This window comes from Shewanella sp. SM74 (genome assembly GCF_025653725.1).
In the GTDB taxonomy this organism is placed as follows: domain Bacteria; phylum Pseudomonadota; class Gammaproteobacteria; order Enterobacterales; family Shewanellaceae; genus Shewanella; species Shewanella oncorhynchi.
Window position 1 is genome coordinate 336,017 of the sequence record NZ_JAKKRZ010000001.1, and the last position, 22,097, is coordinate 358,113.

General features: G+C 45.0%; 23 protein-coding genes. 11 read left to right on the forward strand and 12 right to left on the reverse strand.

The features are described from left to right. Window positions 1-25 precede the first annotated feature (25 nt). The 5 genes from rimK to L5M49_RS01500 all read left to right on the forward strand — a co-directional run bounded on the left by rimK (window position 26) and on the right by L5M49_RS01500 (window position 3,061). Window positions 26-931: a 30S ribosomal protein S6--L-glutamate ligase gene (rimK, locus tag L5M49_RS01480; RefSeq protein WP_006081851.1), complete on the forward strand. Its 906-nt coding sequence runs from the start codon at window positions 26-28 to the stop codon at window positions 929-931. Window positions 932-1,044: 113 nt separating this feature from the next. After that, window positions 1,045-1,242, forward strand: a complete 198-nt coding sequence (gene iscX, locus L5M49_RS01485; RefSeq protein ID WP_028759821.1) for a Fe-S cluster assembly protein IscX — start codon at window positions 1,045-1,047, stop codon at window positions 1,240-1,242. A 217-nt stretch (window positions 1,243-1,459) separates the two neighbouring features. Further along, window positions 1,460-1,627, forward strand: a complete 168-nt coding sequence (locus L5M49_RS01490) for a hypothetical protein (protein WP_006081849.1) — start codon at window positions 1,460-1,462, stop codon at window positions 1,625-1,627. Between the two features lie 197 nt (window positions 1,628-1,824). Next, window positions 1,825-2,256 (forward strand): nucleoside-diphosphate kinase, encoded by a 432-nt coding sequence (gene ndk, locus L5M49_RS01495; protein ID WP_263265318.1) that lies wholly within the window; start codon window positions 1,825-1,827, stop codon window positions 2,254-2,256. A 361-nt stretch (window positions 2,257-2,617) separates the two neighbouring features. Continuing rightward, entirely contained in the window at window positions 2,618-3,061 is a 444-nt protein-coding gene (locus L5M49_RS01500) for an Hsp20 family protein (protein ID WP_028759822.1), read from the forward strand. Window positions 3,062-3,158: 97 nt separating this feature from the next. Here the strand turns inward: L5M49_RS01500 and ilvN are convergent, their stop codons facing one another. The 3 genes from ilvN to L5M49_RS01515 form a co-directional block, all read right to left on the reverse strand. Then, the gene (ilvN, locus tag L5M49_RS01505; RefSeq protein ID WP_028759823.1) at window positions 3,159-3,653 is read right to left on the reverse strand and encodes an acetolactate synthase small subunit; all 495 of its coding nucleotides are present in this window, start codon (window positions 3,651-3,653) and stop codon (window positions 3,159-3,161) included. Then, on the reverse strand, window positions 3,653-5,371 hold the full coding sequence (locus tag L5M49_RS01510) for an acetolactate synthase 3 large subunit (protein ID WP_105252618.1): 1,719 nt from the start codon (window positions 5,369-5,371) through the stop codon (window positions 3,653-3,655). Before L5M49_RS01510 ends, ilvN begins: the two co-directional genes overlap by 1 nt. Window positions 5,372-5,889: 518 nt before the next feature. Next, complete coding sequence (locus L5M49_RS01515) at window positions 5,890-7,113, reverse strand: multidrug effflux MFS transporter (RefSeq protein WP_198572274.1); 1,224 nt, start codon at window positions 7,111-7,113, stop codon at window positions 5,890-5,892. 452 nt (window positions 7,114-7,565) lie between these two features. On the opposite strand from L5M49_RS01515, the gene L5M49_RS01520 reads away from it, so the two are divergent. Further along, window positions 7,566-9,440, forward strand: coding sequence for a choice-of-anchor I family protein (locus L5M49_RS01520; RefSeq protein WP_263265319.1), 1,875 nt, complete (start codon window positions 7,566-7,568; stop codon window positions 9,438-9,440). 193 nt (window positions 9,441-9,633) lie between these two features. Here the strand turns inward: L5M49_RS01520 and L5M49_RS01525 are convergent, their stop codons facing one another. Next, entirely contained in the window at window positions 9,634-10,992 is a 1,359-nt protein-coding gene (locus L5M49_RS01525) for a PLP-dependent aminotransferase family protein (RefSeq protein ID WP_263191884.1), read from the reverse strand. Window positions 10,993-11,084: 92 nt separating this feature from the next. Between L5M49_RS01525 and L5M49_RS01530 the strand changes: the two genes are divergently transcribed. Both L5M49_RS01530 and L5M49_RS01535 read left to right on the forward strand, forming a co-directional pair. Continuing rightward, on the forward strand, window positions 11,085-11,711 hold the full coding sequence (locus L5M49_RS01530; RefSeq protein WP_263191883.1) for a LysE family translocator: 627 nt from the start codon (window positions 11,085-11,087) through the stop codon (window positions 11,709-11,711). A 184-nt stretch (window positions 11,712-11,895) separates the two neighbouring features. Continuing rightward, window positions 11,896-13,653: a SulP family inorganic anion transporter gene (locus L5M49_RS01535; protein WP_263265320.1), complete on the forward strand. Its 1,758-nt coding sequence runs from the start codon at window positions 11,896-11,898 to the stop codon at window positions 13,651-13,653. Window positions 13,654-13,784: 131 nt separating this feature from the next. On the opposite strand, the gene L5M49_RS01540 is transcribed toward L5M49_RS01535, so the two are convergent. Further along, window positions 13,785-13,982 carry a hypothetical protein gene (locus tag L5M49_RS01540; RefSeq protein ID WP_028760072.1) on the reverse strand — a complete coding sequence of 66 codons (198 nt, stop codon included), beginning with the start codon at window positions 13,980-13,982 and terminating at the stop codon, window positions 13,785-13,787. Window positions 13,983-14,169: 187 nt separating this feature from the next. Next, window positions 14,170-14,826 carry a glutathione S-transferase gene (locus L5M49_RS01545; RefSeq protein ID WP_263181327.1) on the reverse strand — a complete coding sequence of 219 codons (657 nt, stop codon included), beginning with the start codon at window positions 14,824-14,826 and terminating at the stop codon, window positions 14,170-14,172. Between the two features lie 144 nt (window positions 14,827-14,970). Here L5M49_RS01545 and L5M49_RS01550 point away from each other — a divergent pair, with 144 nt between their 5' ends. The 3 genes from L5M49_RS01550 to L5M49_RS01560 all read left to right on the forward strand — a co-directional run bounded on the left by L5M49_RS01550 (window position 14,971) and on the right by L5M49_RS01560 (window position 16,960). Next, entirely contained in the window at window positions 14,971-15,144 is a 174-nt protein-coding gene (locus L5M49_RS01550) for a hypothetical protein (RefSeq protein WP_198573292.1), read from the forward strand. Window positions 15,145-15,191: 47 nt separating this feature from the next. Further along, on the forward strand, window positions 15,192-16,196 hold the full coding sequence (locus tag L5M49_RS01555; protein ID WP_263181328.1) for a rhodanese-related sulfurtransferase: 1,005 nt from the start codon (window positions 15,192-15,194) through the stop codon (window positions 16,194-16,196). A 296-nt stretch (window positions 16,197-16,492) separates the two neighbouring features. Then, the gene (locus tag L5M49_RS01560) at window positions 16,493-16,960 is read left to right on the forward strand and encodes a hypothetical protein (RefSeq protein WP_263181329.1); all 468 of its coding nucleotides are present in this window, start codon (window positions 16,493-16,495) and stop codon (window positions 16,958-16,960) included. 187 nt (window positions 16,961-17,147) lie between these two features. Here L5M49_RS01560 and L5M49_RS01565 read toward each other — a convergent pair whose 3' ends face one another. The 6 genes from L5M49_RS01565 to L5M49_RS01590 form a co-directional block, all read right to left on the reverse strand. Then, complete coding sequence (locus L5M49_RS01565) at window positions 17,148-17,381, reverse strand: DUF2897 family protein (protein WP_263145817.1); 234 nt, start codon at window positions 17,379-17,381, stop codon at window positions 17,148-17,150. 45 nt (window positions 17,382-17,426) lie between these two features. Beyond that, entirely contained in the window at window positions 17,427-18,164 is a 738-nt protein-coding gene (gene kdsB, locus L5M49_RS01570; RefSeq protein ID WP_012197229.1) for an 8-amino-3,8-dideoxy-manno-octulosonate cytidylyltransferase KdsB, read from the reverse strand. A gap of 97 nt (window positions 18,165-18,261) precedes the next feature. Next, on the reverse strand, window positions 18,262-19,332 hold the full coding sequence (kdnB, locus tag L5M49_RS01575) for a 3-deoxy-alpha-D-manno-octulosonate 8-oxidase KdnB (protein ID WP_263265321.1): 1,071 nt from the start codon (window positions 19,330-19,332) through the stop codon (window positions 18,262-18,264). Window positions 19,333-19,352: 20 nt separating this feature from the next. Beyond that, window positions 19,353-20,540, reverse strand: coding sequence for an 8-amino-3,8-dideoxy-alpha-D-manno-octulosonate transaminase KdnA (gene kdnA / locus L5M49_RS01580; RefSeq protein WP_028760065.1), 1,188 nt, complete (start codon window positions 20,538-20,540; stop codon window positions 19,353-19,355). A gap of 193 nt (window positions 20,541-20,733) precedes the next feature. Next, window positions 20,734-21,351, reverse strand: a complete 618-nt coding sequence (gene can, locus L5M49_RS01585; protein WP_028760064.1) for a carbonate dehydratase — start codon at window positions 21,349-21,351, stop codon at window positions 20,734-20,736. 304 nt (window positions 21,352-21,655) lie between these two features. Beyond that, window positions 21,656-22,093: a phosphate ABC transporter substrate-binding protein gene (locus L5M49_RS01590; RefSeq protein WP_105252606.1), complete on the reverse strand. Its 438-nt coding sequence runs from the start codon at window positions 22,091-22,093 to the stop codon at window positions 21,656-21,658. Between the last annotated feature and the right edge of the window lie 4 nt (window positions 22,094-22,097).

Genomic DNA, 22,097 nt, shown 5'->3' on the forward strand with positions numbered 1-22,097 from the left:
AAAATTAATGGTTGCCGGAGACCAAATGAGAATAGCGATTTTATCGCAAGGGCCAGAGTTATATTCAACGAAGCGACTCGTTGAAGCGGCTCAATTACGTGGTCATGAAGTACACGTAATCAATCCCCTTGAATGTTATATGAATATCAATATGCGGCAATCGAGTATCCACATTGGTGGGCGAGAGTTACCCGCATTTGATGCCGTGATCCCCCGTATTGGGGCGTCGATTACCTTTTATGGTTCGGCGGTGTTGCGCCAATTTGAGATGATGGGCGTCTATGCCTTAAATGATTCAGTTGGAATTTCCCGCTCACGGGACAAATTGCGTTCTATGCAGCTGATGTCACGCCGCGGTATTGGTTTGCCTATTACCGGTTTTGCCAATAAACCGAGTGATATTCCTGACTTAATTGATATGGTGGGTGGCGCGCCTCTGGTGATTAAATTACTCGAAGGCACCCAAGGTATTGGCGTGGTATTAGCCGAGACTCGCAAAGCGGCTGAGAGCGTGATTGAAGCCTTTATGGGCCTTAAAGCCAACATCATGGTGCAGGAATATATCAAAGAAGCCAACGGCGCAGACATTCGTTGTTTCGTGCTCGGCGATAAAGTGATTGCCGCCATGAAACGTCAAGCGATGCCCGGTGAGTTCCGCTCTAATTTGCACCGTGGTGGCACGGCGAGTTTAGTCAAACTGACTCCTGAAGAGCGCTCTGTAGCTATTCGTGCGGCGAAGACGATGGGATTAAATGTGGCAGGGGTTGATTTGTTACGCTCAAACCATGGCCCTGTGATCATGGAAGTGAACTCTTCACCAGGGCTTGAGGGGATTGAAGGCGCCACCACGAAAGATGTTGCGGGTGCTATTATTGATTTTGTTGAAAAAAATGCGATTAAAGTAAAAAAGGTGACGCAAGCACAGGGGTAATGCCTCGGTTGTCGAGTATTGACTACGGAATATCAACACTTGATTCACCTCCTTATGGGTAACGGCGTTAAGCACTAGCTTATCCATTCAAGCGAACAGAATAGGGGAAAACGATGACATTAACTTGGATAGATTCGTTAGATATTGCGTTGGAATTACTCGAAGCACACCCAGAGGTGAATCCCACTCAGCTGCATTTCACCCAACTGTATGAGTGGGTGTTAGCTTTGAATGATTTTGCTGATGATCCTAAGCATTGCAATGAAAAAATACTGGAAGCAATTCAGCAGTGTTGGATTGATGAAAAGTAGTGAGCACAGTTGTGGTACGGCTTTTTATGTGAGGCATCTTGTCCTTCAGAAAATTAACTAAGGTGATTTACCTCACGTATTTGCAGTGGCGCAGAGAATATTTCGCGAGAGTTTGATCACAGTCAAGTTCATTTTCAGTGGATATCGTAATTTGTTGTATATTGGTTAAGGCATTTATATGGCTTAACTTTATTATCGCAACTGCAAGGATGTTCACATGAAACTTTTGCTTGTATTGTTATGTATGCTTGTCCCTTCAATGGCTTGGGCTCATCCAGGTCATGGCGGTGTCGGTTTATTCCATCACTTGTTAGATCTTGCACCCGCAGTCATTTTAGTCGCTTTGATTGCATGGGCTGGTATTTGGGCAAAAAATAGAAAATAATCCCATTTTTTAATGAGTTAATGAACCCTGCTAAGGATTTATCCTCCTAGCGGGGTATTTTGTGTGATCAAACTGATTACGAATAAAGCGAATGTGCGCAATATCTCAGACTAATTTGCTATAAAGATAGGATTTAGCTTTTAAATTTCGTATAATCCGCGCGAATTTTTTAAACTTGCTGACAAAGGAAGCTAGTTATGGCGATCGAACGCACATTTTCTATTATCAAGCCAGATGCTGTTGCAAAAAACCACATCGGTGCTATCTACAATCGTTTTGAAACTGCTGGTCTTAAGATCGTTGCAGCTAAAATGTTACACCTGACCAAAGAACAAGCTGAAGGTTTCTATGCTGAGCATAGCGAGCGCGGTTTCTTCGGTGCTCTGGTTGCATTTATGACTTCTGGTCCAATCATGGTCCAAGTATTAGAAGGCGAAAACGCTGTTTTAGCTCACCGTGAAATTTTAGGTGCAACTAATCCTGCTCAAGCAGCTCCTGGTACTATCCGTGCTGATTTCGCAGAAAGCATTGACGAAAACGCGGCTCACGGTTCAGATGCTGCTGAATCTGCTGCTCGTGAAATTGCTTACTTCTTCAGCGCTGAAGAATTGTGTCCACGCACTCGTTAATTCGATGCTAAGACTGAAAAAGGAGCCTAGGCTCCTTTTTTATTGGCTGCAATTTAGCGAATATAGATTTCCGTGTTGCAATGACGCTAATGCCTCTATACAAATCACACGTCAATTCAAAGTATTAAAATTAATAAGAGTTCGTTTTTGTTGGTCTTTTTAAATTTTGCACATTTTTTTAATTTTCTTGCTTGAAATTTTCTCTCCCGTCCTTATATCTATTTCAGGATAGCTCGATGAGGATCCTAGTGTGAATTCTGTGCCGTAAGGGCAGAAGATTTAACTCGGCAGACTCTACAAGCGTTTTCATCGTGAAAACCGTCCGCCAATTCTCCATATTGCTTAAGACAAGGATATGAATATGCGTAATTATGATCTAGCTCCCCTGTACCGTAGTGCCATTGGTTTTGACCGTTTAGCTCAGCTGGCAGAACATGCCGCCGCTAATAATGGCAATACTGGCTATCCCCCATATAACATTGAATTATTAGGCGAAAATCGCTATCGCATTACTATGGCCGTGGCCGGATTCTCAATGAATGAACTTGAGATCAGCAGTGAAGGTGAGAAATTACTGGTGAAAGGCAACAAAGCTGAAAGCCAAACCGAGCGTAAATACTTGTACCAAGGCATAGCGGAACGCGGTTTTGAGCGCACTTTCCAACTGGCAGACTATGTCACTGTGCTCGGCGCAAGTTTAGAAAATGGCTTACTCAATATTGATTTAGTGCGTGAAATCCCTGAAGCATTGAAACCACGCAAAATTGAGATCACTTCATCGCGCTTGCTAGACAGCCAGTCATAATTGACACTGTGGTAACCACCTAAAAACAAGGGGAGCATAATGCTCCCCTTGTTTTTGTGTTCACGCAAAAAATGTCCGCGAGATTTCCGTGAGAAAGTTACGCTTTCATGGCCTTTTCTCCGCGAGCCAAACCCACCACACCGGAGCGAGAGACTTCGACCAATTTAGTCACTTCACCTAGCGCATGAATAAACGCATCGAGTTTCTCTGATGTGCCGACCATTTGGATGGTATATAAATTGGCGGTGACATCGACAATCTGGCCGCGGAAAATGTCCGCCATCCGTTTAACTTCTTCCCTAAACTCGCCTTGGGCGCGGACCTTGATAAGGGCTAATTCGCGTTCAATATAAGCTGACTCGGTAATATTCGAAACTTTTAACACATCGATGAGTTTATGTAGCTGCTTCTCTATTTGCTCTAACACCATTTCATCGGCAACGACTGTGATGTTAAGCCGCGACAGTGTGATATCGTCCGTTGGCGCCACCGTTAAACTTTCAATGTTATAGCCGCGCTGTGAAAACAAACCGACCACACGAGAAAGGGCGCCGGATTGGTTTTCTAATAATACAGATATAATTCGACGCATTAGCATTTCTCCGTCTTGGTCAGCCACATTTCATTCATCGCACCACCACGGATCAACATTGGGTACACGTGCTCAGTTTCATCCACCATGATGTCGATAAAGACCAGTCTGTCTTTCATCGCCAGCGCTTCTGCCATTTTTGACTCAAGTTCGGCGGGATCGCTGATCGTCATACCTACATGGCCATAGGCCTCGGCAATTTTGGCAAAATTAGGTACTGAATCCATATAGGAATGTGAGTGACGGCCAGAGTAAATCATGTCCTGCCATTGTTTAACCATGCCAAGGAAACGATTGTTTAAGTTGATAATTTTAACCGGCGTATCATATTGCAGCGCGGTCGAAAGCTCTTGAATGTTCATCTGGATTGAACCATCTCCCGTGACACAGACAACCGTGGCATCAGGCATCGCCATTTTAACCCCCATCGCGGCGGGTAGGCCAAACCCCATGGTGCCTAGACCCCCTGAATTGATCCAGCGGCGCGGCTTATCGAACGGATAGTACAAGGCGGCAAACATCTGGTGCTGGCCAACATCAGAGGCGACATAGGCATCGCCATTGGTCAGCTTATACAAGGTTTCAATCACTTGCTGTGGTTTGATGCGACCACTGTTTTTGTCATAGGCCAGACAATCGCGGCCGCGCCATTGCTCAATATCATTCCACCAAGTGGCGATGGCATCGTTGTCATTGTGCTCGTTCGATTCATCTAACAGTGTCAACATGCTGTCTAAAATACTGTCGGCCGACCCTACGATGGGAATGTCGACGTGGATAGTTTTTGAAATAGACGAGGGATCGATATCTATGTGTAAAATGGTTGCATTCGGGCAGTATTTTTCCACATTATTCGTGGTTCTATCGTCGAAGCGCACACCAATACCGAAGATCAAATCGCAGTTATGCATAGTCATATTGGCTTCGTAGCGACCGTGCATCCCTAGCATACCTAGGCTGTTTTTGTGGGTACTTGGAAAAGCCCCGAGTCCCATAAGTGTGCTGACGACGGGAATATTCAGTCTCTCAGCTAATTGTAAAATTTGCTTATCACAACCTGAGATAATGGCGCCGCCACCGACATAGAGCACAGGCTTTTTAGCCGCTAATAGTGCCTGTAGTCCACGACGGATCTGTCCTTTATGCCCCGAGGTTGTCGGGTTGTATGAGCGCATTTTCACGCTTTCGGGATAAATATATTCGTGCAGCAGCGCTGGGTTTAAGCAATCTTTTGGCAGGTCGACGACCACAGGCCCAGGGCGGCCGGTAGAGGCAATATAAAAGGCTTTTTTTATCGTTTCAGGGATTTGAGTGGGATCTTTTACTAAAAAGCTATGTTTGACCACTGGACGAGAGATGCCGATCATATCGCATTCTTGGAAGGCGTCATTACCGATAAGGTTGCTCGGTACTTGACCCGATAATACGACGAGGGGAATAGAGTCCATGTAGGCGGTGGCAATACCGGTAATCGCGTTGGTGGCACCGGGTCCTGAAGTGACTAATACCACACCCACTTTACCCGTGGCACGGGCGTAGCCATCGGCCATGTGTACGGCGGCTTGTTCGTGTCGAACGAGTATGTGTTCAATTCCTGGGATAACGTGCAGGGCATCGTAGATATCTAAAACTGAACCGCCAGGATAGCCAAAAATGTGCTTTACGCCTTCATCAATCAAAGAACGCACTATCATGCTGGCGCCGGATAACATCTCCATGTGGAACTCCTATTGCATAGTACCGTTACGGTAAACAGTATTTTGTTACAGCGACGGTAATCGCTCTAAAAATTAAGCCTGAAGGGTAATTCAGACTCCGAAATGCTGAACTGACTTCGTAGAAGACAAGTGATTCATCCTTAGGATGCAGCAACTGTTGCAATGAACAGAATTTCATCATATTCAAAAAAAACAACATTTCAAGCCTTTTATGTAAAAAATAACCAACTTGAAACAATTTCACGTTTGAATGGCTGGAGAACTTGCTGGAATCGCCAAGTAATCTAGGCTGATTTATGGGTTTATCATATATTTTTCAGATTGTTAGATGCTTAAAAAGCAAAAACGGCACTAAAAGTGCCGTTTTGGTGTGGGACGTTAGATAAGCAGATACTTAACTGTTGCGATTGAATATTACTTATTTGCTACATTAGTGAAAGCCAATGCGCTGTTTTCACGCGATCAAACATGTGTTGCCGATGTGGCATTGGTATCCATGGAACCTTAAAAATAGATCCTTAAACCGTCGGCTGTATTTGATGCTTTGGACGATTAAATTGGCAAATACCGACTAACACAATAGAGCCTAACATGAGGGCAGAGAAGGGCACTGCTGTGCCATCATAGAACACCGCTAATAACGGCCCCGCTAACGCACCACAGCCAAATCTTAATGTGCCAATAACCGCCGTTGCCGTTCCGGTTTCTTGTTTGAACTTCATCAGCACTATCGCATCGGCGTTGACTGACATCACCCCTAGGCTGCCCATCAAAGGAATAAGCATGATCACGGTAAAATGATAGCTCATATCCAGTAGGTTGACCGTTAATAAACCAGCCCCCGCAATAGCGCCAAAAAAGGTCGATACGTGCAACATACGCAGTGAACCATAGCGGCCGACAATGCGAGTATTAATGATATTGGCCAACATCAAGGCGCCAACGTTGGTGCTAAACAAGATGGCAAAATAGGATTTATCTAAGGCAAAGACTTCCATATAAACGAAGGGGGATGCGGTGAGATAACAGAAAAACGCAAAAGACGTTAACACGCCGCTGGCAATGTTTAACTTAACGCCAGATCGGGAAAATACGGTCGCATAGGCACCAAGAAACGATTTTTGGCTGCGGGTATCCATATCTTTATCGCTGGGCATTTTTAGCGCAAACAGCACGAGTAATAACAGGGTTGCGGCATAGGCAGATTGAATGAAGAAGATTAAATGCCAATCACCGAGTTCTAAGATAACGCTGCCAATGCTAGGTGCCAGTAATGGCGCTAACATCATGATTAAACTCACGTAAGACATACCTTTGGCGGTATTATCGCCATAGACTTCTTTGATGTATCCCGGTACCACCACAGTCGCTGCTGCGCCGATAAAGGCCTGCAAAAAGCGTAGCCCAAGAAAGACTTCGACTTGACCAGCAAAACCAATCAGTAAACTGGTTAGCATAAAGCCACTCAGCCCCATTATCACCATAGGGCGACGGCCAATGCGGTCAGCTAAGGGGCCAAAACACAACATGCCTAGTGCATAGCCTGCTAAGTAGATACTCAGGGACTGTTGCACTGTTGTGATATCGGTATGAAAACTAAGGGCCAATGTCGACATCGCAGGTAAGTACATGTCGATGGCCAATGGTGTGATCGCGACAATCGCCGCTAGCATGGGAATAAGCAGTGCTAAATTCGGTATACGTCTACCGTTATGGGCAGAAGGTTGTGATTGTGGGTCCACTGTTACCTCGGGTGGCGAAAGAATTGAAAGCGTATTTCTCAGGGTTATGCGGCGTGGTTTAAATTGTACTAGGACAATTCACTCTAATCCGTCCATTTTTAGCCAGCATCTTGCGCTAATTGGCAGTGTTTGGGGAAAAGTGAATTGTGCTTCGATCAATTTTCACGGTAAGGCATTAAGCAATAGCATAGTAAAGCGCTAGGACAAATAAACCAATCTTTGCGATGATTTCTTTACCGTATTTTACCGATTAAATTGTAACTAAGTAGCAAGTCTCGATAATCGAGGCATAACCTTGGCGGCTCGAGCCGTTATCCTCCAATATGCTTCATTCAAAAGTGTTAGTTGTCATCTGAGTGTCACTGCTTTGTCATCTAGGTGTCTTTTATGCTGACTAATTTAGTGGGCTTTAGCTTCACCCTACTAAAAATAAAATATTCAGGAATGACACGATGAAAACACAACGACTCCCGCTTGCAGCCGCCATTATGGCGAGCTTATTACTCGGTGCTTGCAGCGGTGATGATGGCGCTGCAGGTGATAAAGGCGACAACGGCTTAAATTCACTGGTTAAAGTGACCGCATTAACTATTGGTGATGCAAATTGTCCCGCCGGTGGTCAGCGTATCGATACCGGATTAGATGCCAACCATAATGGACAATTGGATAACAGTGAAATTGCAGTCGCGCAATCCCAATATATTTGCCAGCCACAAACTGCAAGCTTAAAAGCAGAGTTGATTGGTCGTCATCAGACTGGCGTTTATGGCTTAAGTGCCGCCGAAATCGTTGAATATCACAGTGCATCTAACCGTATTTTTGTGGTTAATGCGATCAGCGGCAAAGTTGACATCATAGATGGCAGTTTATTAGGGACCTCATCAAACGCCACAGATCCTTTAGCATTGAATAATCTCGACAAATTAGCAGAACTCGATGTTGCTAAGGATGTGGGTCAAACCTTTATGGGTAGCGTTAACAGCGTGAGTATTTCAGGCAACTTGTTAGCGGCTGCCATTGAGCGTGGTGACTCTGCAGGCAATAAAACTCAAGCCAATGGTTTTGTAGCTTTTTATCAGCTTAACGGCACAGATGCTCCGCAGTTTATCAGCGCCGTCAAAGTCGGTGCTTTACCCGATAATGTGGTGTTCACCCATGATGGTAAAACCTTACTCGTGGCCAATGAAGGCGAACCTAATCCTGCTTATACCTTAGATCCTGAAGGCAGTGTTGCGCTTATTGCGATTACTGACGGTAAGCCAGCAGCCGCTGCGACCATCATAAATTTTAGTGCGTTTAATCAGGGCGGTGCGCGTGCAACTGAAATCACCGCTGATATTAAAATTAATGGTCCAATGGCGAGTGTGGCGCAGGATTTAGAACCTGAATATATCGCCATTAGCCAAGATAACCGCCGTGCATTTGTCAGTTTACAAGAGAACAATGCTATTGCCGTGATTGATATCGCCAATGCGAAAGTCTCTAAGATTTTACCACTAGGCCTCAAAGATTACGGGCTTGATGTGAATAAAATTGATGCGAGTGACAAAGACAATCTTGTGAACCTGCAAAGCTACACTGGGATGTACGGCATGTATCAACCCGATACCCTTGCTAGCTACCGTTGGAATAACACTGACTTTATTGTGACTGCGAATGAAGGTGACTCCCGTGACTATGCGGCTTTTTCGGAAGAAGCCCGCGCAGGGGATTTAGTGCTCGACCCGAATCACCCACAATTTGCCGCCGCAAAAGATAAAACCCAATTAGCGCGTCTTAAGGTAACGACGAGCATGGGGGACGATGATAAGGATGGCGACTACGACAAAGTCGTGAGCTTTGGTGCTCGTTCCTTCTCGATTTGGAATGCTGATGGTCAGCAAGTGTTTGACAGTGGCAGTGATTTTGAACGTATTACCGCCGCACTACTGGGGGATAAGTTCAACAATAACAACGAAGAAAATAAAGGTGATAGTCGCAGCGATGACAAGGGGCCAGAGCCAGAAGCTTTAGCCCTAGGCCAAATTGGTCAACGACTATATGCCTTTGTTGGTTTAGAACGTACCTCTGGCTTTATGATCTATGACGTGACTAATCCTTTTGATGTACATTTTGTCGACTATGTTGTGAACCGTGATTTTGAAGCTGACTTCGTTGTCGATACCGCTACAGGTGCAGTCAAAGGTGATGCAACATTGGCGGGTGATTTGGGACCAGAAGGGATGAAATTTGTCAGTGCCGATAAAAGCCCTAACGGTAATCCTTTGTTAATCATAGGCAATGAAGTCAGTGGCACCACAAGTGTTTACCAACTTAAAATTAAATAGTGGTGCACTAGTAAGTTATAGCTAATGGCTCACCGATAGTTCATCAAGCTTGTCAGTAACACCAGCGCCAGTAGCATGTATGCTACTGGCGCTTTTTTATTCACTCTTCTACAAAATTCGCCATTTTGTGTGAATTAACTTCATCTGAAATGGCGCATAAAAATTGGCTGAGCTTAATGGTCTTTAAGCGCTTTTACACCACTGAATAAGCATTTTGCACTAAGGAACGTATGGTCGATTCTATGCATTCAACCGCGAGATTGAATTGAGTGTCGTTTTCGGCGCCACCAAGGCTCAAGCGGATAAAATTATCATGGCAATTAAAGTCATCACCATTACGGACTAATATGCCTTTTGCGGCCAGTGCGGTAACGAGGTGATGGGCTTTGATATCTTCTGGCAGTTGTATCCAACCGTTTAACCCTCGCCAAGTTTGGGTTAATCCCAGTCGTTCGCCCATGGCGATACAGTGACGTTGGCGTTGACGTACGAGCGTATCTCGTTCTGCAGTGATATGACCTTTCTTTATCAACTGACAGGCTATTTCAATATTCAGCGGCGACACCATCCAGCATTGGCTATGGATAGCGAGTCGCACTTGGGCGATAAGGGGGTCAGGAACCAGAATAAAACCTTGCCTTAAGCCGCCAGAAAACAATTTTGACAGGCTGGAAATATAAATCACCCGTGGTATCGCCAGCTGTTTTGCTAATTGCCACAGGGGCGAATGCCATTCTTCAGGTAAACAATAATTCACGTCATCTTCAATGATATAGAATTGATATTGCTCTGATAATTCAAGGATTTTCTGCCGCTGTGATTCACTGTACTGAATGCAAGTGGGGTTTTGATTATTCAGTGTGAGATAGACTAATTTAGGGTTGTGGATCTGTAATAGGGCTTCAAAGCGCGGCAGATCTAATCCTTCGTGGGTAAGGGGCACTCCAACGCTAGTGACACCAAGCTGTTTAGCACAAATTCTCACGCCTGGATAACTGTATTGCTCGTGTAACAGTACATCGCCTGTTGATAAAAATGCGCTCAAACAGGCAAAAATGGCTTGCTGGCCGCCATGGGTAAAGACCAGTTGCTCGGGCGTTTGCTGTATGCCGCGTTGGTTTAACCATTGGTGGAACACTTGTTGGTGTTGATCTAATGGACTGGCGCGATAACCGAGTAACTGACTCAATTTAGTGGGGTCTTTCGCTAATTGGCTGAGGCAATCGCTTAGGGTGCTGATTTGATCTGTGAGTGGCTGCTGACAGGTCGCCATATTCAATTGTACGTTACCCATTTCAGGTACAGGGGAGGCATTGACATAGGTCCCATCTCCCACACGCGCTTCGACGTAACCCCTTTGTTCCGCCAATGCATAGGCGCGGGTCACAGTGCCAATAGTGATCCCTAAGGCATCGGCTAAACGGCGCTGTGGTGGCAGTTTACTACCTTGGGTTAACACCTTCTGCAAAATGCCTTGTTCTATGGCACTGACTAAGCGCTGATATTTCGGGCCTGAAAAAGTCGTTAGGTCTGGCGTCCAGATTGTACCCATGACAATAAATCCATTGATCTCTAATATTCTCCGTATATTATTTATTGCATCTTTTTATGTCAACAAATGTATGCATACAATTTAAGGCGAATATGAATACTGCACTGCTTTATGATCCACAATTATGGACTTTAATGGCCTCGACCGCGCTATTTTGCGCGACTATGACAATGACTCCTGGACCGAACAATATTCTCTTAGCTAGCTCTGGAGCGCATTTTGGTGTGCAGCGTACCGTGCCACATATTGCAGGGATCCGCTTGGGTTCGACCTCTTTACATCTTGCGGTATTATTCGGCCTCGGTACCTTGTTTGAAGCATTACCGGTATTGCACCAAGTATTGAAATATTTCGCTTTAGCATATTTGCTGTATCTCGCGTACAAATTAGTGACGTCGCCAGTGCAGAGCACGCATATGGATGATGGACGAAAACCTATGACGCTCATTGAAGCTGCATTATTTCAATGGATTAACCCTAAATCTTGGATGTCGACGATTACCCTGTGTAGCGCTTTTACATTAAGTGGCGATGGCTTTTGGTTGAGTGCGTTTCTTGGCGTATTAATGTTCAACATAGTGGGATTTCCTGCATCATTTACTTGGGTATTTGTCGGTGCCGCGATCAGTAAGAAACTCAATACCGATAGACGTAAGCGCCATTTTAATTGGTTTATGGGCAGCTTGCTCTTAGTGTCATTACCTATGATATTACGCTAGCTTGGCTTGAATTAAGTGCCTAAGCCTATAAATATTCTGAGGAAGACACTCGCGTAATGATTGGCTTTATGCAATAACCAACATACTATTGATGGCTTTTTAGGTAATGACCTTTTAGCTGAACATTTTCAGTCTCAGTTATACTTGTTGCTTATCTTGATAGTGTGTATATGGAGGTTGCCGAGTGAAGTTCCCTAGTTTGATTTCGTTTATGCCGGGATTGGCGCAATTATTACAATATGAAAAGCAATGGCTTAGGGATGATGTGCGCGCAGGCTTATCCGTTGCCGCTGTGGCATTACCCGTAGCGATTGCTTATGCCCAGCTCACTGGTGTGAATGCTGCCGTGGGTTTGTATTCCTGCGTATTGCCAATGTTGGTATACGCACTATTTGGCACCTCAAAACAATTAATCGTGGGTCCAGATGCGGCGACTTGTGCTGTTATCGCCGCGGTTGTCACGCCCCTAGCTGCGGGGGATAGCATGAAGCACTGGCAGTTAGTGATGACCATGACGGCCATGACAGGCTTTTGGTGCTTGATTGCGAGTCGTTTTAGGCTAGGGGTTCTCGCTGATTTTCTATCAAAACCGATTTTGATGGGGCTGCTTAATGGTGTTGCAATTACCATTATCGTGGGACAGTTTTCAAAAATCTTCGGTTTTACCTTCGATGAGCGTTATCTAATCGAACGCCTCAGCGGTGCGCCTTCTTACTTATCCAAAACCCATTGGCCGACATTGGCTATGGGGATTGTGACGCTAGCGACTTATGCCTTAGTGAAACGGTTTCGTCCTCAATGGCCTGCTTCTATGTGCGCAATGGCGATGGCGGCTTTCCTTGTTTGGGTGTTTAACCTGACGAGCTTTGATATTAGCGTCGTCGGAGAAGTGGCCTCAGGATTACCTTCATTCCAAGCGCCTGTATTTGATTTAGGTATTGCCCGTGAGCTTGTGGTACCGGCGCTTAACTTAGCCATGGTGAGCTTTGTGAGCATGATGTTGACGGCTCGAAGCTTTGCGGCAAAAAACGGTTACGATATAGATGCCGATAAAGAGTTCAGGGCGTTAGGTATAGCCAATATAGCGTCTGCCATATCTCAAGGTTTTGCGGTGAGCGGCGCGGATTCCCGCACTGCGGTTAATGATGCCAATGGTGGTAAGAGCCAGTTAGTGTCTATCATTGCGGCGGTATTGATTGGTGTTGTGGCGCTATTTTTCACTGCGCCTTTGAAGTTCATCCCCAGTGCCGCCTTAGGTGTGGTGCTGGTGATTGCCTCAATCTCGCTTATCGATTTAAAGTCACTGTGGAATCTACGAGTGCGGGATAGGTCTGCTTTTTTACTTGCCTGTATCACCTTGTTCTCTGTGTTGTTTATTGGGGTTATTCCTGGGATAACCTTGGCTGTATTACTGGGTTTATTCCAGTTCCTCGCTACTGTGATGCGGCCTACGGATCAAGTGCTTGGTTTAGATCATAAGGGCGTTATCCGCAGTGTCGATGAATCGGGTAAAGCTAAATCGGTTCCAGGAGTATTTATATATCGCTTTAATTCACCGTTAACTTACTTTAATGCGACGTATTTTAAGCGCCGTTTACTGGAAAAGTTTATTCGGGAATCTGAGCCTGTTGATTGCATCATTATTGATGCAGTGCCTTGTTTTACCCATTTGGATTTAAGTGTGATGGCCATGTTGGCTGATTTACATCAACTGCTTAAAAAACGTGGCGTTCGTTTAGTGCTTGCGGGACGTAAACGGCAGATGCTGAGTTGGTTTGAGCAAGCGGGCATGCAGACAGGGGAAGGTGGTATTTTGATCCGGCCAGATTTGTATCTCGCCCTTAAAATGAATCAAAGCTATAAACAAGCCTTGGCTGAAGGGCAAGCGCCTGTGATCCAAAAAGTTCCTGATGACTCGGTATTGTTGCACAGTCATTTGTAGTTAACTGTAATGCCTTGTTTGATTAAACAGGGTCATAAAATAGCGCAGCTTAAGGTTGCGCTATTTTTTTATTAATTTAATAATAAAATCAATGGTATGACTAGTTTTTTGAAGGTATTCAGTTTTACCGTTTAGTCTTTGAGAATTCTATCTAGGGGAATAAAACCGTGAAAACCATAATAACCCATAGGGCCGAGTATCAGACTCAGTAGGCACCATAAGCACTTTTTGTTGGTGCTGAGATCCACTTTACTTTTGAAGGCCCGAAGGGCAAATAGACAATGCAATAGCACCAGGCCCCCAAGCATAATAACGATATTAATATCCATATTTTCCAACTGTCTTATCCTTGTGTTCTATCATTCACGTCCTTGAGTCTTTAGGCGTGGTTACTTTTCTTGAAAAGATTGTCTAGCTACGATTAGCTAAATTAGTTACCTAGTGGCAAATACCTTACTCGAATATTTTACCGATGGCTATAACATAAAATAAAAATAATCTTTAAATCTTATTGGCTTACACGTCTCCTAACAAGCAAATTGGAGAATGGCTAGCGTCCCAGATCACATATTTTTCCATCGAACGAATAAATATTTCACTCGAAATCAGTCGATTTAGCCAAGCGGCGACTCGCGGAAAATCATCACTCAGTGCACGTTTAAGATCCACTGCGGCAAACTGGCGTACAAAAGGTACGATTGCGTAGTCGGCAAGGCGAGGTGTATCGGCGACTAAAAAGGGGTGTTGCCCTAAGCATGTTTCAAGTTGCAGGAGGAAATGACTCGCTTGCTGATAATAATAAGCTTGCGTTTGCTCAGGGTAACGGTCGGCATATTTATAGCGGTCAAGCCATGGTTTAAATTGCTGATCATTTTGCGCGATAAGCTGTGTCATTTTATCTTCAATAGCAGGATTTTGCTGACACAATAGATCTAAGGGATCTGCTTGCGTGAGTGCCCAGCGCATGATCTCAAGACTTTCGGCAATCACCTCGCCGTTTGCTAGCACTAATACCGGCACAGTACCCTTAGGTGAGGCAGCTAGCATTTGTGGTGGTTTGGCTTTAAGGGTGATTTCACGGACTTCAACATTGCATTGGGCTAATAAGAGTCCCAAACGTGCTCGCATAGCATAGGGGCAACGGCGGAAGGTGTATAAGACGGCTAGAGTCATTCGGATTTCCTCTACTGTGCGGCGCCATGCGTGGAAGTTGATGCGACTAAAGCTGACGTCAGCATGTTTATGTATGCTTATTGACGACGCGAGTATGCCAATGCGAATGTTGCGTGCCAATCATGCAATATTCAAAGGGCACAGATGGTAACGCTTTCATACTGGGATTTCTGCTTAATTTGCCATCATAGAATGATTTTTCTCACCACTGTGCGTAAAGAATTAAAGACCCTGTATTTTATCTGTGTTTATCTTGCTGTGACTCAGGTAGAATTCCGCGCTATTTTTGGGATCTGCAGCAAGGCTGCAGATGATTGATTTGTTTATGCACTGGAAATTAAGTTCCAGCCAGCAAAGAGGGTGTTATGGCTAAAGTTGTCGTATGTGCGTTATATAAATTCGTGTCGTTACCGCATTTTGAATCTATCCGAGCGCCATTACTCGCTATGATGGAACAGGCCGAGATCAAAGGCACTCTGCTCCTCGCAAGTGAAGGGATCAATGGCACAGTTGCTGGCACTCAAGAAGCTATTGAAGCGTTATTAGTGTGGCTTAATAGCCAAAATGGCCTAGACAATATCGTTCACAAGCTGTCATTTGACGATGAAATGCCGTTCTACCGCACTAAAGTCAAGCTGAAAAACGAAATCGTGACTATGGGCGTCGAAGGTATTGACCCACTTAAAGTGGTTGGCACCTATGTGAAGCCTCAAGATTGGAATGCGCTGATTTCTGATCCGGACGTGATTTTAGTCGACACCCGTAACGACTATGAAGTGCAAATCGGCACCTTTAAGAATGCCATTAATCCTGTGACTGAAACCTTCAGAGAATTCCCTGAATATGTGAAGCAGAATCTTGATCCTGCTAAACATAAGAAGGTCGCCATGTTCTGTACTGGCGGTATTCGCTGTGAGAAATCAACTGCTTATTTAAAAGAGCAAGGCTTTGACGAGGTCTATCATCTCGAAGGCGGTATTCTTAAATACCTAGAAGAAGTGAAAGCGGAAGAAAGCCTGTGGGAAGGCGAGTGCTTTGTATTTGATAACCGCGTTGCGGTAAATCATGACTTGAAGAAAGGTCAATACGATCAATGTAATGCTTGCCGTATGCCAATCACCGAAGCTGAAAAACAGAGCCCTGCCTATGTGCAAGGTGTCAGTTGCCCATATTGTATCGATAAAATTTCTGACGAGCAGCGTAAACGTTTCGTTGAGCGTGAACGTCAAGTGAATCTGGCTAAAGCCCGTAATGAAGCGCATATCGGTAGCGATGTGAATCAAGTGATTGAAGCGCGCCGTGAGAAAAAAGAAGCGCAGCGTCGACTCGCCGCCGAGAAAAATAACGTGAAAAAATCGCAAGCGCTTTAACTTTATATGCCATTAGATGGGTCGTGAGTGAGTCATGAGTTCGCACTGAGCTCATTTCGTACTCAGGTAGCTTGCACTCTGGCCCGACTCGTTCGGGCCATTTTTTATGCCGATTTTAGTTTTAGTGTGAATGTGCTTTAAACCATTATTTATCATAGCGCTATGCCGAAAACCTTAAATTTATGATAACTTTCAGTCGCTAGTATTAAAAACGTTAGTATTAACAACGCTAGCATTTCAAAAAAGTCGAGTGCTATATACGAAGGGAGCGATTCAGTGCAAGGTAGGCAAAGCGCATGAGCATTTGGAAAGAGCTATACGATATTTTTGATAAGGAACGCAGTCGCTGGCAGCAATCGAGCGCCAGTAAGCAGGCGATTGCCTTCGAGTTAAAAGCCAATTTGGGTTTTCTGGCCGATGCGTTAAGCAGCTGTTTGTCGCAAAGTGCGATCGCCAGTGGTTTAGAATGCAGTATTTTTGAGGCAAAACTGAAAGAGGGCGCAGCACTCACTTCGTTAAATCGCCGTAAAGTGACACTGAAATTTATTGGTGAATTTGCCGAGTTTGCTAAATATGTCGGTAAAGAGAACGACGCTTTAGTCGAGAATGCTTACGCTAGAATCAAATCGCTGCAGAAGTTAGTCGCGGCTGAGCCCAATAAAAATCATGATCTTAAGATTAAATCCCTGTTTCGCTTTTTAGTCTTTTTAGTGGCGCACCTTGAGGAGCAGCCATTGAGTCGCACATCAGCGAAAAAAGCCTAAGGCTGATGAGTGGCATTGGCTAGCTTGTTATTTGAGAGACAAAAAAGGCGCCTGTGGCGCCTTTTCTATGTTTGCGAACGTCATTGCTCAGTGTTTATAGCGCAGTCTTTAAAAGGCGTGTTCAAGAGCCATCTTTAGACTCACTTTTAAAAGCCGCCATTGAGTTTAGCCCCTAGGTGGCTCAGTTTTACTTATCTGCTTTATTGGGTTCTGAGTCCGCTGAACTTGGCTTGTTTGAAGCCGCATCGGCATCATTGTCTGCTGCCGAAGGCTTGGCAGTATCTGACTTTATCTGCTTATCTTTACCATGTTGACCGAACTGCGGCAGTTTGAACTTAGCACTGTACTTCAACGCAGCAAGATTGCTGGCGATGACACCGACGATCAAAATAATAATGATCCAGACTTCTAAGGTCGACATACTCAGCTCCTGTTTCGAATTGACTCGCGCACACCTAACGGGCGATTAATCAACCGCTAAACGTTGCTCACATTTACGAATGTCTTCTGGCGTATCCACTTCAATAGAATCAAAGGCGCTAATGGCGATTTTGATTTTATGGCCGTACTCTAATGCACGTAATTGCTCGAGTTTTTCCAGATCTTCTAGACGACCTAATGGTAGGGCGGCGAAGGCCTGTACGAATTTGCGGGTATAAGCATACACACCTAAGTGCTTATAAACGGGGTAATCTTGAGTATCGCGGCCAAAAGGAATACGCGAACGAGAGAAATACAAGGCGTAGTTGTTGTTATCGAACACCATCTTCACATGCATAGGATCGTCAAGCTCGGCTTTATTGACGATTTCAAAGCCTAAGGTGGCCATTTCAAACTCACCAGGGTGACGCTCGAAGAGGCTGATGACTTGCTCGATAGAGGTTGGGTCAATAAGAGGTTGATCACCCTGTAGGTTGATCACTAAGTCGTCATCTTTTAGTCCCAGTTGGTTTATTGCATCATTGATACGATCTGTACCCGAGGCTGCATCTGGGCTGGTCATGACCACTTTGCCACCAAAACCTTCAACGGCCGCTTTAATGCGGTCATCATCGGTAGCGACATAAATATTGGTGAGGCCTTTGGCTAACGACGCGCGTTCATACACGTGTTGGATCATTGGCTTGCCGTTAATCGGGGCTAAGGGTTTGCCCGGGAAGCGGCTTGAACCGTAACGAGCCGGGATTAACAGAGTCACATTCATCAAATTATCCTACTTTTATCAAAGATATACAGTGTAGATATACAATGCATATAGACAAAAGGGCTCACAATTGAGCCCTTTTAACATGTGTTAGAGTTTAGATGCGACGGAACAGCACAGTCAACATTTCATCTGTGACTTTCTCTTCCCAACCCGCGCCGTAAACGTTAGCCCATAGTGGACCCATGCTCTTAGTCACGGCAACCATTTTCGCTATAGTTTCGTCTGGCAGATCTTTACAGATGTTCTTCGGCAGCGTGATGTTATGTTTCTTCATCATCAGACGGAACTCTTCAACGCCTTCTGGATAGAATTCTTCTAACACATCAAAGGCGATACAGTTGCCGATACCGTGGTGGTAACCCAGGATATAGGACAGACCGTAAGAAACCGCATGACAGGCACCCACTTGGCTATACGCTATGCTCATTCCGCCCATGAAAGACGCCATCATTAGCTTGTCGTCTTTTTCTACGTGGTCGTCTAAGTACACTTGGCGACATAAATCCATCGCTTTTTCAGCGTAGGATTTAGAGAACTCGTTTAAGAAGGTACCTTGTAAAGATTCAACACAGTGGATATAGCAATCCATACCTGTATAGAACCATTGGTCCGTTTCTACGCCTTCGATTAACTCAGAATCCATGATGATTTGATCGAATACTGTGTAATCTGAGTTCAGGCCTAGCTTACGCACTGGACCACATAATACGGCGGTGCGTGACGCTTCTGCACCAGTACCAGAAATCGTTGGGATACCGATGTGGTGTACCGCTGGGTTCTTGATCAAGTCCCAACCTTGGTACATGGCAGAGCCACCTGGGTTTGTCAGCATCAGCGATACCGCTTTAGCCACGTCCATGGTTGAACCGCCACCTAAACCGACGACGCTCACTGGCAGTTTGCTATTGAAAGCTTGAACTTGTTCAGTCAGGGCATCGATTTGAATTGTACTTGGCTCTTCATCAACGTTAACCCAAATCACCATGTCTTGTGCTTTAGCAGGAATGCGGCCCTCAAGGGCTTTGCCTTGATGCACGTCATCGACTAAAAACACCACGAAGTCGTCGGCGGTTTTACGTTCAGCAGCTAACACTTCATCCAATTGGACGAATGAGCCACGGCCGAAGATCATTTTTTCAACTACTTTAAAATTCTTAAAACTCATTGCAACAAACTCCCGTAGAATTATTGGGCAAATGCTTTCTTGATGTTTTCGATACGCTCGGCGATCTGAGCATCGGTCCAAGACAACTTGATGAGCATAGAAATCGTGCGGCTCATAATGGCATCGGATTTAGGCACAGAAACTTGAGTATAGTCAGGTCTGTCGGCGATTAATGTGATTGGCAACGCAGCAGATGCCTTAAGCTCCTGAATGTGTTTCCAGTTTTTCAAATAATGCCAGTTGTTTACATACCAGTAGAAGCAGCCATCAACGCCGTTTTCAGCCAGTTTTTTGCTGATTTCTTGCGTGCGCGCTTCGGTTGGCAACATAAAGGTTAAGAAGCCAGCCGAGTCGCCTTCTGGATCTGGGATCTGGCGGAAGGTGACTTCTGGGATAGCGGCCATTGCATCTTTAATGGTCTTTTTGTTTTTACGTTGAATATCGATAATGGTATCGAGTTTACGTAACTGCGCTAATCCTAAGGCGGCATTCATTTCCGAAATACGGAAGTTCAAGCCAATGATAGGGTGTGACTCTGCACCGCGGTCTTTACCAATATGGTCATGGCCGTGATCTGAGAACATGTGCGCATTGTTGTAGATTTCTGTGTTGTTAGTGATCACAGCGCCACCTTCACCACAGGTGATGGTTTTGACAGAATCGAATGAGTAACAACCTACATCCCCGATAGTACCTAGGGCTTGGCCCTTGTAGCTACCACCGATGGCTTGGCAAGCATCTTCTAAAATCAGTAAGTTATGTTTTTTACAGACGGCTTTGATCTCGTCCATCTTCGCCATAGAACCGCACATGTGCACTAAGTTGATGGCTTTAGTGCGTGGGGTAATCGCGGCTTCGATTCCTTCTGGAGATAAACACAATGTCTCATCGATTTCGGCAAAAATCGGAATAGCGCCTGCCATAAAAATCGCTTCAACTGAGGCTACAAAGGTAAAAGGTGGCACGATAACTTCATCGCCAGCACCAATGCCTGCAGCCATCATGGCCGTTTGCAGCGCAGCAGTACCGCTTGATAAAAGGTGAGCATGCTTCACGTTCATCTTCTCGCACAGTAGTTGCTCCATATCGCGCGTCTTCCAGCGATCATTACGCATATGGTCGAAGTTGTAACGGAAGGTAAAACCGTTTTCCATAACGTCAGCGACTTCCTGCTTCTCTTCAGGACCAAATAATTCAAAACCGGGCATGGAAGGTATCTCCTTAGAATTTGTGGCGCATAGGTCGCCTGCAATTAACTGGCGGATTATAACTGGCGTAATAGACCCTTGCGATGTTTTATTGCTGAAAATTGTCATGGAAAAAGAAAAACCTGCACAGGGGCAGGTTTTATCTGAGTATAGATGACACTCAGCTAAGGGTTAAAAGCCTATATTCAGGCTGTTAGCGTGGATTGGCTAAACCATGTTCACGGTCAACCGTGACATCTAAATCTGTCAGTAAACCGTTATCAATGCCGTAAATCCAGCCGTGTACCGCCACTTCTTGGCCGCGATCCCAGGCTTCTTGCACTATGGTTGAACTGGTCACATTAGCAACCTGCTCAATCACGTTTAGCTCGCACAGACGATCAAAACGTTTGGCTTCGTCCATCTGTTGTAATTCTTCCTGATAAATACGATAGATATCACGTAAATGCCCGAGCCAGTTATCGATGAGTCCTAAGCGTTGCTGACCCATGGCCGCGCGCACACCACCGCAGCCGTAGTGACCCACCACCATAATATGCTTCACCTTGAGCACATCGACGGCGTATTGCAGTACAGATAAGCAGTTAAGATCGGTATGGATCACCATGTTGGCGATATTACGGTGAACAAAGACTTCACCGGGCATAAGATCAATGATTTGGTTTGAGGGAACGCGACTATCTGAGCAGCCAATCCACAGGTATTCAGGATGTTGCTGTTTCGCTAATTGTTCAAAAAAATCAGGATTTTCTTGGCGTATACGTCCGGCCCAGCGGCGGTTATTGTCGAATAAAGGTTTGAGTAGTTTCATTTTAACCTATTGTTTTATTGACATATAAAATGTCTTCTCATGCTCTAATTCATGCAAGCAGCACATTTTGAGCAAGAGTATACCAGCAAATTTGGCTCTGCTGGTCTATCCAATTAAGGTTTGAATCAGGATATTGAAAAATCGAGATTATTTTTTCTTAATAGTACTGCAAATGGATAAGCCCTCTCTGAGGGTTCAAGCACCATTTGATTTTGATAGTGTGTTTGTTGTTTATATCGCACAAATGCTGAGTGGAAACCTTGTCCGCCACAGATTAAGGCGGACAAGGATGATGCAGTATGGGTTAGAACTTACTGATCACTTTCACGCTATCGTTGACTTCGCTGACGTCAACAAATCCGATCATATTGGGATTGGCGGCAATCAATGCAAGCATTTCAGCGCTGGAGTCGACGACTTTGGGCGGTTGACCTTGGCCTGAAAAGACCAGTTTTGACCAATAGGCTTTTAACTGACTCTCGGTTTTATTAAGGATCTGTTTAACAAATGCATCACGTGCGGGCGTGCCTTCAGGTTGATCGAGTGCGACGACAGTGCCACCACTGGGGAAAGACTTGAGTTTGCCTAAATAGATCCGTGAAATATCCGCAGCGCTAATTTCTGACGTATTAGAAGGGTGCACCACGACGGCAATTTCGGCTTGAACACAGGCACTGCCAAATAGAAGCGCACTGGCGACTAAGGTTTTTATCATCAACCGAGAACTTATTAGTAGTTTCATGCTT